The organism is Pseudomonas haemolytica (assembly GCF_009659625.1).
Lineage (GTDB): Bacteria > Pseudomonadota > Gammaproteobacteria > Pseudomonadales > Pseudomonadaceae > Aquipseudomonas > Aquipseudomonas haemolytica.
The window spans coordinates 581,528-598,001 of record NZ_VOIW01000004.1 but is presented as its reverse complement, the minus strand read 5'-3'; the positions used below and the strand labels follow the sequence as shown (position 1 = coordinate 598,001).

10 protein-coding genes are annotated in these 16,474 nt (G+C 56.5%); 8 read left to right on the top strand and 2 right to left on the bottom strand.

Annotation, left to right across the window (positions count from 1 at the left end; genetic code table 11):
* The 8 genes from pgaC (at nucleotide 1) to FRT59_RS16545 (ending at nucleotide 14,975) form a co-directional block, all read left to right on the top strand.
* Nucleotides 1–1,341 (top strand): poly-beta-1,6-N-acetyl-D-glucosamine synthase, encoded by a 1,341-nt coding sequence (pgaC, locus tag FRT59_RS16580; protein ID WP_034116747.1) that lies wholly within the window; start codon nucleotides 1–3, stop codon nucleotides 1,339–1,341.
* A 2-nt stretch (nucleotides 1,342–1,343) separates the two neighbouring features.
* Entirely contained in the window at nucleotides 1,344–1,826 is a 483-nt protein-coding gene (gene pgaD / locus FRT59_RS16575; RefSeq protein WP_034116748.1) for a poly-beta-1,6-N-acetyl-D-glucosamine biosynthesis protein PgaD, read from the top strand.
* A 481-nt stretch (nucleotides 1,827–2,307) separates the two neighbouring features.
* The gene (locus FRT59_RS16570; protein ID WP_153871711.1) at nucleotides 2,308–4,029 is read left to right on the top strand and encodes a ShlB/FhaC/HecB family hemolysin secretion/activation protein; all 1,722 of its coding nucleotides are present in this window, start codon (nucleotides 2,308–2,310) and stop codon (nucleotides 4,027–4,029) included.
* A 31-nt stretch (nucleotides 4,030–4,060) separates the two neighbouring features.
* Complete coding sequence (locus tag FRT59_RS16565; RefSeq protein WP_153871710.1) at nucleotides 4,061–12,445, top strand: two-partner secretion domain-containing protein; 8,385 nt, start codon at nucleotides 4,061–4,063, stop codon at nucleotides 12,443–12,445.
* A gap of 1 nt (nucleotide 12,446) precedes the next feature.
* A complete protein-coding gene (locus FRT59_RS16560) occupies nucleotides 12,447–13,043 on the top strand; it encodes an imm11 family protein (RefSeq protein ID WP_153871709.1) in 597 nt (198 codons plus the stop codon).
* Nucleotides 13,044–13,332: 289 nt separating this feature from the next.
* Nucleotides 13,333–13,800 carry a hypothetical protein gene (locus FRT59_RS16555; protein WP_153871708.1) on the top strand — a complete coding sequence of 156 codons (468 nt, stop codon included), beginning with the start codon at nucleotides 13,333–13,335 and terminating at the stop codon, nucleotides 13,798–13,800.
* 100 nt (nucleotides 13,801–13,900) lie between these two features.
* Nucleotides 13,901–14,380, top strand: a complete 480-nt coding sequence (locus FRT59_RS16550) for a hypothetical protein (RefSeq protein ID WP_153871707.1) — start codon at nucleotides 13,901–13,903, stop codon at nucleotides 14,378–14,380.
* Nucleotides 14,381–14,738: 358 nt separating this feature from the next.
* Nucleotides 14,739–14,975 carry a hypothetical protein gene (locus FRT59_RS16545; protein WP_153871706.1) on the top strand — a complete coding sequence of 79 codons (237 nt, stop codon included), beginning with the start codon at nucleotides 14,739–14,741 and terminating at the stop codon, nucleotides 14,973–14,975.
* Nucleotides 14,976–15,200: 225 nt separating this feature from the next.
* Here FRT59_RS16545 and FRT59_RS16540 read toward each other — a convergent pair whose 3' ends face one another.
* Nucleotides 15,201–15,764 carry an RNA 2'-phosphotransferase gene (locus FRT59_RS16540; protein ID WP_080752884.1) on the bottom strand — a complete coding sequence of 188 codons (564 nt, stop codon included), beginning with the start codon at nucleotides 15,762–15,764 and terminating at the stop codon, nucleotides 15,201–15,203.
* A 216-nt stretch (nucleotides 15,765–15,980) separates the two neighbouring features.
* Complete coding sequence (locus FRT59_RS16535; protein WP_116665464.1) at nucleotides 15,981–16,250, bottom strand: hypothetical protein; 270 nt, start codon at nucleotides 16,248–16,250, stop codon at nucleotides 15,981–15,983.
* Nucleotides 16,251–16,474 lie beyond the last annotated feature (224 nt).

Genomic DNA, 16,474 nt, shown 5'->3' with positions numbered 1-16,474 from the left:
ATGTTTGACAGAATCCTGGCTCTATTCGTGTTGGCGCTGGTGCTGGGCTTGCCCCTGGGCCTGATCTTCCTGGTCACCGGGCAGTTCCTGATGGACTTCGTGTTCTTCTACCCGCTGTTCATGTCGGCACTGTGGATCGCCGGAGGCCTGTACTTCTGGCTGCACTGGGAGCGCCATTGGCCGTGGAAGGAAGATACGCCCGCGCCGACCCTGGCCGGCGAGCCGCTGATCTCGATCATCATCCCTTGCTACAACGAGGGTGATAACGCCGCCGAAACCATTGATGCGGCACTCGGCCAGTTGTATCCGAACATCGAAGTGATCGCGGTCAACGACGGTTCCAGCGACAACACCGCCGCAGTGCTTGATGCCCTGGCGCTGCAACACCCACGCCTGCGCGTGCTGCACCTGGCACAGAACCAGGGCAAGGCCGTGGCCCTGCGCATGGGCGCCGTGGCCGCCCGCAGCGAATACCTGGTGTGCATCGACGGCGATGCCTTGCTCGACAAAAACGCGGCGGCCTACATGGTTGCGCCGATGCTCGACAACCCGCGCCTGGGCGCCGTGACCGGCAACCCACGTATCCGTACCCGCTCGACCCTGATCGGCCGGGTACAGGTGGGCGAGTTCTCCTCGATCATCGGCTTGATCAAGCGTACCCAGCGGGTGTTCGGGCGGATCTTCACGGTCTCGGGTGTGGTGGTGGCGTTCCGCAAGAAGGCGCTGGACCGCATCGACTACTGGAGCACCGACATGATCACCGAGGACATCGATGTCAGTTGGAAGCTGCAGCTCGACCACTGGTCGATCTTCTACGAGCCGCGCGCACTGTGCTGGATCCTTATGCCCGAAACCGTTGGCGGCCTGTGGAAACAACGGCTGCGCTGGGCCCAGGGCGGCGCCGAAGTGCTGTTCAAGAATATCCGTGGCATCTGGCAATGGCGTCATCGCTACCTGTGGCCGCTGCTGTTCGAATACTGCCTGTCCACCGGTTGGGCCTTCACCTTCCTGCTCTCGGTGATCTTCTGGGCCGTGGGTAAATTCGTCACGCTGCCAGCGGCGATTACCGTGGACTCGTTGGTGCCGCCTGCCTTTACCGGCCTGGTGCTGGCGATGGTGTGCCTGCTGCAGTTTGCGGTGAGCATCCTGATCGACCGGCGCTACGAAAAAGACCTGTGGAAAACCCTGTTCTGGACCGTGTGGTACCCGATGGTGTTCTGGCTGGTCAGCCTGCTGACCACCCTGGTCAGCTTTCCCAAAGTGCTGTTCAACCAGCACCAGAAGCGCGCACGCTGGGTCAGCCCGGATCGCGGTATCAAACCTGCCGAAGAGGAGGCGTGAGCATGAAACTGGTCAGAACTCGCCAAAACACGCTGATGTGGATCATCGATGTGCTGCTGACCCTGCTGGCCTGGGGCGGGTTGGTTTGGCTGCTCGCACGTGGGATCAACGCCATGCTCGAAACCCATGGCGGCCCACGCATCGAGGCGCCGATTTTTGCCGCGCTCAACACCTTGCAGATCTACCTGTGGATCGCCCTGTTCAATGCGCTGATCCTGATCAGTTGGGCGCGTTATCAGCAACGTCGCGGACGTAAATTTGCCCAGCGCCGCGCCGAGGCCAATGCCCTGAGTGACAAGCACTTGAGCGAAAGCTTCAAGTTGGAAGACGGCCACCTGGAGCAGTTTCGCAAACCCGGCGTGCTGGTGATTCACAACGACGAGGAGGGCGGCGTGGAAGACGTGAAGTCCCATGTCTCCCGCGACGTCGAGCGCCCCGGCCTGACCCTGGTACCCGGCGCAGAAAAAGACAAGGGTATAGGCTGACATTCTCACTGCTACGAGTATCCAATGTGGGAGGGGGCTTGCTCCCGATAGCAGAGTGTCAGTCACCATGTATATGACTGATACACCGCGATCGGGAGCAAGCCCCCTCCCACAATTGATATTTGCCCACCCCATAGGTTGCGGTGGTTCAACCCTATCGTCGAAATTCCGATAAATGGGATCCAATTCACAAAACTCCCGCGAACTTTTCTCCATTCCCCGGTACTAACCTAACTCGACGAGAACTTGATGGCTAAATAATGGCTATTCAAAAGTCATTCGTCGAATCGCCATCAAAACAGTTGCCGCTTGTCGGAATAATCACTTCAAGTGATCGCCTCAAACTCTTTTGATAAAAAATTGTATTTATTAATCAATAGCTTGGATAACTAACTCATCAAAAATTCCAACTTTGCCAGTTTCTAGGCTAGCTGGAAGTTCGATGTTAGTTTGCCGGCCTTTGATTTTCGATGGATCGAACATGTCTTCGTTACTGCCACGGACTCGGTTATTGCTCTGCACGTTCCTGTTCACTTGCTTGAGCCAGAACAGCGCGTTCGCCGCCCCCACGCCTGGGGACCAAGACCTGATCCGCGACCGGCAAAACCGCCTGCTCGAAGAGCAACAGCGACGCCTCCAGGAACTTCAGGACCTGCCCGGTAAAGCGCAAAAGCCCCAAGCCCCGGCAACGCCTGCCGACACTCGCTGCTTCCCGATCAAAGACATCGAACTCAAGGGCGCCGACAGCCTGCCGGCCTCCGACCGCGAGCGCCTGCTCAAGCCCTATATCGGCCAGTGCCTGGGCGTGACGCAGCTCAACGAATTGCTCAAGGCCATCACCGACTACTACCTCGGCAAAGGCCGCGTCACCAGCCGCGCCTACTTGCCACAACAAGACCTCTCCAGCGGCCATCTGCAAGTGCTGGTGGTGGAAGGCAAGCTCGAAGCCTTGCGCAGCGCCGAAGGCAGCACGGTGACCGAGCGCGAACTGGCCATGGCCTTTCCCGGCAAGGTCGGCGAGGCACTGAACCTGCGCGAGATCGAGCAACTGGTGGACCAGCTCAACCGCCTGCCGTCCAAACAGGCGCAAATGGAGCTGACCCCCGGCAAGCAAGTCGGCGGCAGCGACGTGGTGGTCAAGAACACCGCGCAAAAGCCCTGGCGCGCCAGCCTGTCGCGCAATAACGACGGGCAGAAAAGCACCGGTGAACAGCAATGGGGCGCCGGCCTTGAGTGGGACAGCCCCCTCGGCCTGGGCGACCAGCTCATGCTACGCGGCGGCCATGACGCCATCAGCGACCACCAGAAAACCTCGAAAAACACCATGCTCTATTACAACGTGCCGTGGGGCTGGTGGAACTTCAGCTACACCTACAGCGAGAGCGACTACCGCACCTACGGCGTGACCGACGACTACAAATACAAGCAGAACGGCGACAACCAGAACCATCAACTGCGCGCCGAGCGAGTGATCCATCGCGATGACGTGAGCAAGACCTCGGTCAATGTCGGCTTGGCGCACTTGCGCACCAATAACTACGTCCTCGACGTGCGCACCGCGCCCAGCAGCAATCGCCTCAGCGAACTGCAACTGGGCGTGAACCACGGGCGGCGTATCGGCAATGCCTTCGTCAACGTGGACCTGGGTATGCAAAGCGGCATCGGCCTGCTCGACGCCCAATCTCAAGATGAGCGCGACCCCTACGGCGGGCGCCAACCGAACTCGCGCTACCGCAAATACACCGCCACCGTCAGTTACCTGCAACCCTTCAGCCTGTGGGGCGAGTCGTTCAGCTTCAGCAGCCTGGCCACCGGCCAACGCAGCGAAGACATCCTGTTCTCGCCCCAGCGCATGAGCCTCGGCGGCTCGGCCTCGGTACGCGGTTTCAAGGACCAGTTGCTGACCGGCGACAGCGGCGGCTACTGGCGCAACGAGGTGCGCTGGGCGCGCCCGGTGACCCTCGACTGGATGCGCCCGGCCTTCGCCGAATACGGCGCCAGCGTCGGCTACGACCAGGGCGTGATCAGCAATGACCGTTACAACGACAACGTCCATGGCCGGGTGTCCAGCAACTCCCTGGAGCTGTTCGCCCGTGGCAAAAACGTCAGCACCAGCGTGACCTTTGCCCACTCCTTGGAAAGACCCGGTGTAGTCACCGAGCGCGAAGCGCCGATCTACTTCCGCATGGATTTCTTCCTGTAATTCAACGCCCCGCTGCAACGAGAAACTGACAATGGATGTTCGCCAATTTGCCTTCCTGGCCCGCCAACCTTCTGCTGCCCTGAAGCCGCGCGACGCGTTCTTCGGCCTGCCCAAGCGCGGGCTGGTGCTGATCCTGGCCAACGCGCTGTTCTGGCAGCCGCTGCTGGCCCAGGCCGAAGGTATCGTGGTCAGTGCGCCGGGTACTACGGTCGGCCAGGCGGGCAATGGCGTACCGGTGGTGAACATCGCCACGCCGAACGGCGCTGGCTTGTCCCATAACCAGTACAAGGACTACAACGTCGGCCCCAACGGCGTGATCCTCAACAACGCCAACGGCGCCATGGTCAACACCCAACTGGGCGGCTACATCGTCGGCAACCCCAACCTCAAGGGCGGCGCGGCCAGCGTCATCCTCAACGAAGTCAACGGCGGTAGCCGCAGCCAATTGCGCGGCTACACCGAAGTGGCGGGGCAGTCGGCCAAGGTCATTGTTGCCAACCCGTACGGCATCACCTGCAGCGGTTGCGGTTTTATCAACACCCCGAACGTCACCCTGACCACCGGCAAACCGGTGATCGACCAGAACGGCCAGTTGCAGCGCTACCAGGTCGATGGCGGCGCCGTGACCATCGACGGCGAGGGCCTGAACGCCAGCAACGTCGAGCGCTTCGACATCATTACCCGCTCGGCCAAGATCAACGCGCAGATCAACGCCCGCGAACTGAACGTGATTGCTGGCCGCAACGACGTCGATGCGCAAACCCTGAAAGCCACCGCCCGCGCCGACGACGGCAGCGCTAAACCCGAGTTGGCGATCGACTCCTCGGCCCTGGGCGGCATGTATGCCGGCGCGATCAAGCTGGTCGGTACCGAAGCCGGTGTGGGCGTGAAGCTCGACGGCACCTTGGCGGCCAGTGGCGGCGATATCCAGCTTGATGCCAATGGGCGCTTGAGCATGGCGCAGGCGGCGGCCAGCGGTAACGTCAAGGTCACCGCGCAGAACGTCGACCTGACCGATAAGGTCTACGCCACGGGCAATGTGCAGGTCACCAGCGCCCAAGCCCTGGTCAACCAGAAAAGCGTGGCCGCCGGCCAACGCATCGAACTCAACGCGGCCACGCTGACCAACCCGGGCATCATCGAAGCCGGCGTTGCGCCCGACAACAGCCGCAACGCCATCGGCGACTTGGTCGTGAATGCGCAGACCGTCACCACCAGCGGCAACCTGCTGGCCAGCCGTGCCTTGGCGATTACCGCCGCGCAGGCGCTGACCAACCAGGGCGCGATCATCCAGGCCAAGACTGTCGAGGTCAGCAGCGCCAAACTGACCAACCAAGGTGCCAGCGCACGTCTGTTTGGCGAACAAAGCCTGGCGATCAGCTCGCCGGCCATCGTCAACCTCGGCGGGCTGATTCGCTTCGGCGAAGGCCAGGCCGCAACGCTGAATAGCGCGTCCTTGGACAACCGCCAAGGCCGCATCGAAATGGCCGGTGGCAGCCTGGTGCTGAGCAGTGCCGACCTGAACAACAGGGGTGGCCAGGTCATCGCCAACGACCTGAGCGTCAACGCCGGCAAGCTGAATAACCAGAACGGCGTGCTGGTCGCCAAGACCGCCACAGTCAACGCCAGCGACCTCGACAACAGCCTCAAGGGCCTGATCCAGGCCGACGGCGGCGCGCTCAACCTCACCGTCAACAACAGCTTCAACAACAACCAGGGTTTCGCCCAGGCCAGCACAGACCTCAACGTCAAGGCGGGCAACCTCAGCAGCAACGCAGGCGGCGTACTGAGCGCCGACAGCGGCAAGCTGACCCTCACCGCCGCGCAACAGCTCAACAATGCCCAGGGCCGTTTACAGGCCGGGCAGGGCGATATCGAACTGCACGCCGCGAACCTGGATAACCAAGGCGGCGTGATCGTCGGCAAGCAACTGCTGCTCGACGTCGCCGGTGGTGACGTCGACAACCGCGCCGGGCGCGTATTGGGGGATGGGCTCGACGTGCGCGCCTCCGGCCTCGACAACCGCAACGCCGGCCTGCTGGCCGGTGGCGCCCAGGGCGTAAGCCTGCTGCTCAACGGCCCGGGCCAGTTGCTCAATACCCAGGGCCGCATCCAGAGCGAAGGCCTGCTGCAACTGCGCGGCGAGCGTTTCGACAACAGCGCCGGCATTCTGCTTGGACAAACCGTCGAGGTGACGGCGCAGAGCTTCAACAACAGCAACAAGGGCGCGCTGGTCAGCGATGGCGGCGACGTGGTGCTCAATGTCAGCGACCTGCTGACCAACGTCGGCGGCCAGATCGACGCGGGCGAACGCAGCGTATTGGTCAAGCAACTCACCACCCTTAACAACGACGGTGGCACCCTGCGTGGCAAGCGTCTGGATATCGCCGCCCAACACCTGAATAACAACGACGGCGGCCAATTGCTGGCCGGCGCCGGGGGCCTGAGCTACAGCGGCCAGGACGTGAGCAACCGCAAAGGTCTGATCCTCAGCGGCGGCGCCCTTACCGAACTGCACACCGCCCGCCTGGATAACCAGGGCGGCACCGTGCAGGGCGACAGCCTGACCGTCACTGCCGACACGCTCGACAACGCCAGCGACGGCCTGATGGCAAGCCTGGTTGGCAACCTGCAACTGACCGTCGAAGCCTTGGCCAACCGAGGCGGCAAACTGTTCGGCAAAGAGCAGGTGACCGTCAGCGGCGCCACCCTCGACAACAGCGCGGGCGGCCAGATCAGCGGCAACCAACTCAACCTGACCTCACGCGATACTCTCATTAACCAGGGCGGCCTGATCGAAGCCAATCAGGGCTTGAGCCTCAACGGCGGCAACCTGGACAACAGCGCCAACGGGCAACTGCGCGCCCTGGGCGGCACCGACAGCAGTCTCAACCTCAGCGGTGCGCTGAATAACCAGAACGGCACCCTCGAATTCGGCAGCCAGGCGTTCAGCCTCGACGCCGCCAGCCTCAACAACCAGGTCGGTCAGATCCAGCACGCCGGCACCGGCCTGTTTCGCCTCAACACCGCCAGCCTCAGCGGCAGCCAAGGCACTATCAATGGCATGGGCACCGCCGACTGGGCGTTCGGCACCGTCGACGGCCTGGGCCGCGTACAACTCAACGAAGTCCTCACCTACAAGAGCGCCCAGGGCCTGACCCTCAAGGCCGGCGACCGCATGGCCAGCGGCAAGGGCCTGACCCTTGATGTGGCGAGCCTGAACAACGGCGGCGAGTTGCTCAGCGACGGTGACGTGAGCATCACCACCGGCGAGATGACCAACAGCGGCCGCGTTTCGGCCCTGCAAACACTCACCGTCGCCGCCAACAACCTCAGCCAGAACGGCGGCCGCCTGGCGGCCACCAATACCCGCCTGACCCTCGGCGGCACCCTGGACAACCTCGGCTTCCTCACCGCCCGCCAGCAGCTGGATATCGCCGCCGCGCAAATCAACAACCGCGGCACCCTCGGTGCCCAGGGTGCAGTGAACCTCACCGCAGTCAACGGCATCACCAACGCCGCCGACACGCTGCTGTTCAGCGGCGGCGACATGACCTTGCGCAGCAATGGTTTCAGCAACCTCTATGGCGATGTCTACAGCAAAGGCAACTTGAGCTTCGCCGCACGGGATGGCGGGCGTGCCGTGCTGTTCAGCAACCGCTCCGGCACCGTTGAAAGCGAAGGCTCGATCGGCATCAATGCGGGCTTCATCGAAAACGCCAAAGATGAATTCGAACTCGGGCAGACGCTGACCACCGGCAGCTTGAGTTGGATCTGTCACCAGCACTGCGGCGAGAAAGACAACTGGGAACGTGGCGAGATCACCATCTACGAGACGTACCTTGAGGCGGCGACCAAGGATTCGGTAGCGGCACGCCTGGTGGCTGGCAAAAACATGCTAGTGCAAGGCGACAATGTGCAGAACCGCTACAGCCTGATGGCCGCCAATGGCGACCTGAGCATCACCGCCGGTGACCTGCTCAACCAGGGCGCCGCCACGCGCACGGGGCAGCGCAAGCTTGTCATCAGCACGCCAGGGCATGTTTCCGACGATTTGTTTGAACGCATGCAATATGTCGACGTTCCCGCGTTCAATGCGGCCACGGCGGCTGGGCATTTCGATAAGGCGCGCTTCGAAGAACTGAAAAACCGCTCGCCCAATAGCCGGCCTTTCGCCCACACAAGCGACGTCACCACCTGGACCAACAACGGCGGCCCTGGCTACGACGCTACCCTACAAGCTGGCGGCACGGTCAACCTCAACGTCGCCCGCACCCTGCAAAACGGCACGCTGCACAACAACACCCTGGCGCAGTTGACCGGCACCCTCGGCGACGACCAGACCGGCATCCCGGTTGGCGGCATCAACATCAACCTGAGCAAACACGCCAACGACCCGAGCGCCCAGGCGCCCGGCAGCGTGTTGCCCGTCGTGGGCGTGGCCCCCGGCGGCGGTTTCGTGCCCGTGGACTACACCGGCACCGCCTTCGCCCCGGTCGACCCCACCACCTCGCCGACCTTCCAACTGCCCAAGGGCGAGTACGGCCTGTTCGTCAAGAACGCCGACCCCACCAGCCATTACCTGATCGAGACCAACCCCGAGTTCACCTCCGTATCAGGCTTCCTCAGCTCCGACTACATGCTCGGCAAGCTCGGCTACACCTCCGACAACGCCTGGCGCCGCCTCGGTGACGGCCAGTACGAAACCCGTCTGATCCGTGACGCCGTGCTCGCGCAAACCGGCCAACGCTTCCTCGCCGGTGGCCTGTACAGCGACGCCGACCAGTTCCGCTACCTGATGGACAACGGCCTGGCCAGCAAAGACACCCTGCGCCTGAGCCTCGGCGTGGCACTGACCGGCCAGCAAGTCGGCGCCCTGACCCACGACATCGTGTGGATGGAAAACCGCGTCATCGACGGCCAGAGCGTCCTCGTACCGGTGCTGTACCTGGCCCAGGCCGACTCGCGCAACGTGCGCGGCAATAGCCTTATCCAGGGCCGCGACCTCAACCTGGTCACCGGCGGCGACCTGATCAACGTCGGCACCCTGCGCGCCAGCAACAACCTCTCCGCCATCAGCAGCGGCACTATCTACACCGGCGGCCTGGTCGAGGCCGGCAACAACCTCAGCCTGCTGGCCCAAGACAGCATCCGCAACGCCATGGCCGGCGAAATCCGCGGCAAGCAAGTCAGCCTCACGGCGCTTAAAGGCGACATCACCAACGACACCACCGCCATCCAGGTGCGTGACGGCGTCGGCATGCGCACCCTCACCGACACCAGCGCCGGCACCATCGTCGCCCGCGAAAACCTCGCCATCGACGCCGGCCGCGACCTCACCAACCGCGGCGCACTCACCGCTGGCAACGACGCTAATTTAACCGCCGGCCGCGACCTCAACCTCATCGCCGCCAGCGACACCAGCATCAAGCACGAAACCCGCGACGGCGGCGAGAAATCCAGCATCACCACCGACGTCAAAAACCTCGCCGCCAGCGTCACGGCCGGCGGCAACCTCAACATGCAGGCCGGGCAAGACGTCAACATCATCGGCAGCACCGCCACCGCCGGCAAAGACCTCAACATCGCCGCCGGCCGCGACCTCAACATCGCCTCGGTCAGCGACATTCACAACGTCGAGGGCAAGGAAAAACACGGCAAGAAACGCATCAAGACCTCGGACGACCAGACCACCCAGGTGGCAAGCGTGCTGACGGCGGGTGGGGATTTTGTCAGCCAGGCCGGGCGCGACACCACGATCGTGGCGAGCAGGATCAGTGCGGGGAATGAGGCTTATCTGTATAGCGGGGATAAGTTGAGTTTGTTGGCGGCGCAGAACAGCACCTACAGCCTTTACGACATGAAGGAGAAGGGTGGCTGGGGCGCGAAGAAGACCAAGCGCGATGAGGTGACACGCGTTACGAATGTGGGGACTGAGATCAAGACCGGTGGGGATTTGTCGCTGGTCAGTGGCGGTGACCAGCTGTATCAGCGGGCTAGGCTTAAGAGCGGTAAAGACCTGGCCATCACCAGTGGCGGTGCGGTGACTTTCGAGGCAGTCAAAGACCTGCATCAGGAGAGCCACGAGAAAAGCAAGGGTGACCTGGCTTGGACCAGCGCCAAGGGCAAGGGTAATACCGACGAGACGTTGCGTCAGAGTGAGTTGGTGGCGCAGGGTGAGCTGGCAATCAAGGCCGTGGACGGCTTGAAGATTGATGTAAGGCAGGTTAACCAGAACACGGTAAGCCAGACCATCGACGCGATGGTCCAGGCGGACCCAAGCCTCGCCTGGATCAAGCAAATGGAGCAGCGTGGCGATGTTGACTGGCGCGAGGTCAAAGAGCTGCACGACAGCTTCAAATACAGCAATTCCGGCCTGGGCGCCGGTGCGCAAATTGTCATAGCGATCATTGTTACCTACTTCACGATGGGGGCCGCCAGCGGCGCAATTGCAGCCGCTGGGACGGGCACCTCGATGGCTGGGGCGACGGCTGCTGCCACTGCCACATCTGCCGCAGGCTGGGCCAATGCTGCGGGCAGCGTTGTGCTTGCCGGCATGGCCAGCAATGGTGCTATCAGCACAATCAATAACCGTGGCAATTTAGGCGCAGTGGTCAAGGACGTAACCTCCAGCGATGCGATGCGGGGCTATGTTGTCTCGGGGGTTACCGCGGGGCTGACCGCAGGGTTCTACGACGACTGGACCAGCACGCAGACAGGCACTACTACTGCGCTGCCTAACTCGGGCGCAGTGACATCCGCGAGCCCATTGAGTACCTGGCAAGGTGTTGGTCAATTTACTGCGAATCAGGTTCTGCAAAACGGCACATCGGCCATCCTGACTAAAGCGCTGGGAGGAGAAGCCAGCTTCGGGGATGCATTGCAAAGCAGCCTTGCCAATGCATTTGCTGCCTATGGCTTCAACATGATTGGTGATGTATCCAAGAATCGGTTTGCCGACGGCGGTATCACCAAGATTGGGCTGCATGCGTTGATGGGCGGGCTGGCAGCTGAAGCCGCTGGCGGCGATTTCCGTACCGGTGCGTTGGCAGCAGGTGTGAACGAAGCCCTGGTAGACAGCCTCGCCAAACAGTACGCCAGCATGCCGGAGGATAAGCGAAAGAGCTTGCTGGTGATGAGCTCGCAGTTGATTGGTGTGCTTGCGGCGTCGGTGGACAGTGATGCTGACGGTGAGAGTTTGCAGACCGGAGCATGGGTGGCGGGCAGTTCGACACAGTACAACTACCTCAACCATGAAGAAAACCAAGAGCGCTGGGCTGCCAAGAAGAAATGCCAGGGAGGAGATAGTGCTGCGTGTGGGCGTGCTGACGCTCTGGATGCTCTAGATAAAAGTCGAGATTTGGCGCTAACCACAGCCTGCAGTGCGAATGGTGCAGGTGCTACCTGTCGTTCTTTACGGCGAGAAGCATCGGAGGCTGCTCGAAGCCTTGTGGTTGCAAGATTTGGCCCTGAGGCTAAAGAGCAGGCTAAGCAAATTGACCAGAATAAAGAGCTTGCGGCGTATTCCATTGAGGCGGAGCTTCGAAGCATTAAGCAAGTAGATAGCCCGATTGCGCTTGCTCAGACAAAGCGCCTGGCTGAGCAGCTCGCTGAATTTGGTTCAGACTTCATTCCGGTTTACGGCGATGCAAAGGGCTTCTATGAGGCTGAGGATCCGTTTGACTATGCCATGGCGAGTATTGGACTCATCCCGGGCGCCGGTGATGCCGCCCAGAAAGTCTTAGGGAAGGCTAAAAAACTTTATCTGGAAGGTAAGGTTGCCGAGTCTGCGGATTTGGTTGAGGGGCTTTCGAAAGAGCTTTCAGCGAGCAATTTAAAAGCAGCGGGAGAAATACCCTCAAGCAAGCCTTTAGCCTTACCATCACCTGAGTTTAACGTGCCAGTAGACTATCTTTTGAGTCGGAACGCAGATGGTACAGCCACGGTTACTGGGCCTAGAGGTGGAGTGTATAACTCAACTGGGCGTTATACTGCAGAAGGGAAGCCTGTGTATCGGGATAACAGCGGTGGTTATGTTACATTGGATGAAGGCCGGGTCAGTGTCCCCGCACCAGTAAATTACGAATCTATACCCATACATCATATTTGTACTAACAAATGTACCTCTGGCGCGAATGGACAGATAGCGTGGACAAAGGAGTATCAGCAATTCTTTGATGGCGCTGACCTTAATATTAACCGTGCCACGGAAAACTTGGTTGCGGTGCCAGGACACAGAGGTCCTCATCCGATTGAGTATCACCAGTATGTATTTGGTAGTTTGGAGCAGGCTACTCGAGGATTAGCTCCAGGGACTCCAGCGTATAAGTCAGCTGTGACAAGGACATTGGAAGGAATTAAGTCAGAAGCAGTAATCGTGGGTAGTGAAGTTAATAAATGGCTTACGAGGGACTGAAATGAAATATTATTTAATGCGACAAGATGTAACTGTCTGCGATAGGTGGGTGCTCGGAGATGTACATCATGTAGATAACTGGCATTTCAGTGATCCTCCAGTTAATTTTATGGAGCCAGGCACATATACCCTCGATGTAAGATTCGACGGTAAAGAAGTTGATTATTCCCTTGCTGGGTACGCCAGTGTTCCTGTTTTAAGCGAGAGGGCAATAAATTCACTCGCCGGCTTGCCAGAGATAGACGAACCTTATCAAAATGTCATTTTTGAGCCGGTTAAGATAAATAATAAAAAGGTTTGTCAGAACTATTTCTTGATGATTATAGAAACGCAAATTGATTGCGTGGATGAAAAGCGCTCTCGCTATAAAAAGTTTGAGGTTAATGATCCTGTTAGGCCAGATATGGCCGGCAATTATCGTGCTTTCTACAATTTGGTGGTTGACCCGGGCAGGGTCGGATCAAGTCATATCTTTAGACTCAAAAAATATTTGGGTGCGATCATAGTTAGCGAGGAAGTGAAGCGGCGATTTATGGCGGCTGGTGTTGTCGGCGTACTGTTTGATTCTGTTAATGGTGATCAAGAAACCGTTGCCTAGTTAGTCAGATAGTTGGGAAGGGGACAGTTGGAAAAAAGGGGGCGGAAAAAAGGGGGCAGATTTTATTTAAGTTGAGCTGGAAAAGCGTATAAATAAATCTGTCCCCTTTTGTTCCTCTTTGTTCCTTTTTTGGGGTATCAAAATACATGACGGATTCGGACAAAGGTGCGGCAAAATTGCCAGTTGATGTGCCGGGTATCACCGATGGTGTAGATATCTTAGATTATAGATCTAGGGTTGAATTTGGTTGTAAGTTGCTAGGCTATGATGCTAGTCAAGGATGCGCGCTATGACGTCTAGTACATATCCCCGAATAAAAGTGTTTTTCGCATTCTTATTATGTCCATTTTTTGCGGGGTTGGTAGCTGTTCCATTAATGTTAATTTCGATAATGGTAACAGTATTTGAAAACTCATCATTAATCGGAGAGGTGAGAGGGGGTGAGGTTTTTTCGCTATTTATTACAATTCCATTAATGGCGCAATTGATTTTCTTTCTTCCTTCATTGGTCTTCGCTCTATCACTGGTTTTTATTAAGCCTGTGGGTGGGTTTAAAGTGTACGTAGTGGTTTCAGTTGTGGGCGCTATTGTTTCCTCCGTATGGATGTTTGGTGTTGTTTTTTTCTTTATAAATAAAGTTGAGAACTATCAAATAATGAGAAATATTTTTCCTGTGGTTTTGAGTTTTTTGTTGGGTGGGGGCTCTACTTGGGCTGCCGCTTATTGGTTTCTCCCTCAAAGTCTGCCTAGTGAATAGAGCGTCGTATGGGATCAGAAAGCGGGGGCAGATTTATTTGAATTTTCGTAGAAAGTTGACAAATAAATCTGTCCCCTTTTCCCCTGGAAGGGAAGGTTAGATGATGAAAGACTCTTCGTTGAAAGCGTGGCTTATACTTGCCATTGGCAAAAAGCTTTTGTCGGTGGACGCCCTGATTCATAAGTTAGGCTCGGTGGCGCATGGCTTTCCGCAAGAGATTAGTTTCCATTTTGAAGGAAGCATTCCTGGCCGTTTTTTTTGCGATAGTGATGGGGCTTCGATAGGACTATCCGTGGAGCCATTAATCGAGTGCGATATGCAAGAGTATGGCGCGCAAGTAATTGCGTCGATGTCCGACGATGCATGCTTTAGTAATGTTATAAAAAAAACGCTGTCTTCAGCTGTTCTGGTGAAATCCTCAGTGGAGGATAGGGTTGTGGGTGTTGGTTTTTCATTTGATTGCGAAGAGCGTCTTTTTATTTTGAATTTGGGAGATGAGATTTTTGTTTACAGGTCTATCCCCTCGGATGTTGTTGAGAGTGAATGTCTTATTTTTATAGCCGTGGAGGGAGAGGACTGAAAGGTCTGGCTAATAAATATGAAAAACTTGATAATTTATTCTTTTGGTTCGGGAGAAAAGGGGGCAGATTTATTTAAATTAGAGTTGAAAAGCGTATTAAATAAATCTGTCCCCTTTCTCCTACTATTCGTCCGAATCAGGTACCTCTTGATTATGTGGTTATCGACGGAAGAAAAGTAATTTCCAACACCAGAACCTCCACTGCGCTCATAGACGCAGGCATACCGAAGAGCCAATGGCACGGTATCGATAAAACCGGCCTAAAAGCTTTTGATAATACAACTTTTGATGATTTGGTAAAGAATCAGCTTAATAAAAACTATGAAGGCTCTGTAGAGAAGGCGAGGAAATAAACAAAGTGAAATTATCTAATCCTAAAAAACTTGTTGATATGAATAGTTTTTTGCCCCTTGATGGTGAGAGTAGGGTTGAAATACTTTATGCAGGAACAGAACTGATCATAAATGTTTTTTTTGAAATCGGTGATGGGGCTTCCGACGAAAAAAAACGTTTCGATTTAAAAAGGCAAAATACTTTTATAAGTTGCCGTTCCCTGGGTACAGCCCATTTAGCTGTTCAAGTGATGAAGGCATAGAGCTTCTTAATTGTTTGGTCGAGTATGGTTATTCAGAGATGGTAGATATAGATAAAGAAAGGTCTGGTATTTCCGGTTATGCTCATTATCGATTGTTTTTCCATTCTATAGGTGTCGCTGTATATGTGATAGCCAAATCCTTTTCTTTTGAATGAAAAGATTTACGCTGAGAGTTGGGTGTTTGGTTGATGTAAGCTATAAGGTGCGTGTATCCAGACCTTTATGCTAGATGGAGCTTCCTTGTTCCTGCATAATATATTGTGGCGGAACGTGGGTTGTTAGCCATATACCATTTTCAGCTAGATAAAAAGCTAAACCGTCTTGATGCATTTTTAGAGAGTCAATTATGAGGATCACAGGTTTTCCGTATCTCTGTCCAACGGCTAATGCTGTGCTTTTATCTTTTGTTAAATGTACATGATGGCGAGAACCGGAGATTAATCCTTGTTGCTGGATTGACTTTAGGAAGCGAGTGGCCGTTCCGTGATACAAAATTGTCGGCGGGGTTTCAGCAGGGAGTCGGATACTTACATTTTCACTTGAGTGTCCCTGCAAAGCTCTAATATGTTGCCCATCGCTAGAAATTGCAAAGCGTTTTTTTTCACTGCTTGTCAAGATAGCCAAAATCATTTCACGATTTATATTACGCCCCTCATTCGCGGAGCCAATTATTAATTGGTCGATCTCTGCCCACCCGTCCGAGTCTAACTCAAGCCCAATAGAGTGTGGTTTATGTCTTAGTACGTAGCTAAGAAATTTGCTGGCTTCATTGATCTGTTTGCTATCCATAGTCATTTACCTTATTTGTCAGTATGAGAATTTTGTCTATATTTAAATTGGCAATTTGTTTAATATATTTCTGTCGCGAACAGGGCCGACGTGTCGGGCCATAAGTATCCGGTTTTTGATAGGGTTACAAGAATTGCGTTCTTTAAAAATCAATTTTTATTTTTGTCTGCTTGGATTTTTGAGTAGGGCGGTTACCAGATAACCGCCCATTTTTATTTAAGAAGCTAGCGAATTCAACTTCCGTCCAACCACATCCAGTAGATCACACCCATCTCTCAGAGGGATGGCCAGCAACAGCGCAAAGTCGTGCAGCACAATCGCATCACTGCTGATTTCCTCCCGAAACGCCAGGTTCTCCAAAAACTGCGTCACCGCGCGAATACGATACGCGGCGGCGTCATAGAGAACATCGAGAGGCGCTTGCGTGTCGATTACCAGCGCGGGGATGGTTGAGTCGTGACCTGTTAACGGCATGTATCGGTTCATATTAAGCTCTCTACTTAAGTGATAAATGCCATCACTCAAACGTCGCCAAACGTATGGGTGACAGCTGTACGCAGGTTGGCGAACCGGCAGTAGAGAAAACCGGCAGACCCGAAGGTCTCCCGCGCACAGCCGTCATAAAACGACTTTGCAGGCGCGCAAGTGGCTGCACAAAAGCCACCAGCTTGCGCATTCTCTACCGTCAGGTCGCCAAACCTGAATCGCCA

Excerpts from the sequence above, each read along its gene's own strand:
- pgaC (WP_034116747.1), top strand. The coding sequence starts at position 1 with ATGTTTGACAGAATCCTGGCTCTATTCGTGTTGGCGCTGGTGCTGGGC.
- pgaD (WP_034116748.1), top strand. The coding sequence starts at position 1,344 with ATGAAACTGGTCAGAACTCGCCAAAACACGCTGATGTGGATCATCGAT.
- FRT59_RS16570 (WP_153871711.1), top strand. The coding sequence starts at position 2,308 with ATGTCTTCGTTACTGCCACGGACTCGGTTATTGCTCTGCACGTTCCTG.
- FRT59_RS16565 (WP_153871710.1), top strand. The coding sequence starts at position 4,061 with ATGGATGTTCGCCAATTTGCCTTCCTGGCCCGCCAACCTTCTGCTGCC.
- FRT59_RS16560 (WP_153871709.1), top strand. The coding sequence starts at position 12,447 with ATGAAATATTATTTAATGCGACAAGATGTAACTGTCTGCGATAGGTGG.
- FRT59_RS16555 (WP_153871708.1), top strand. The coding sequence starts at position 13,333 with ATGACGTCTAGTACATATCCCCGAATAAAAGTGTTTTTCGCATTCTTA.
- FRT59_RS16550 (WP_153871707.1), top strand. The coding sequence starts at position 13,901 with ATGATGAAAGACTCTTCGTTGAAAGCGTGGCTTATACTTGCCATTGGC.
- FRT59_RS16540 (WP_080752884.1), bottom strand. The coding sequence starts at position 15,764 with ATGGATAGCAAACAGATCAATGAAGCCAGCAAATTTCTTAGCTACGTA.
- FRT59_RS16535 (WP_116665464.1), bottom strand. The coding sequence starts at position 16,250 with ATGAACCGATACATGCCGTTAACAGGTCACGACTCAACCATCCCCGCG.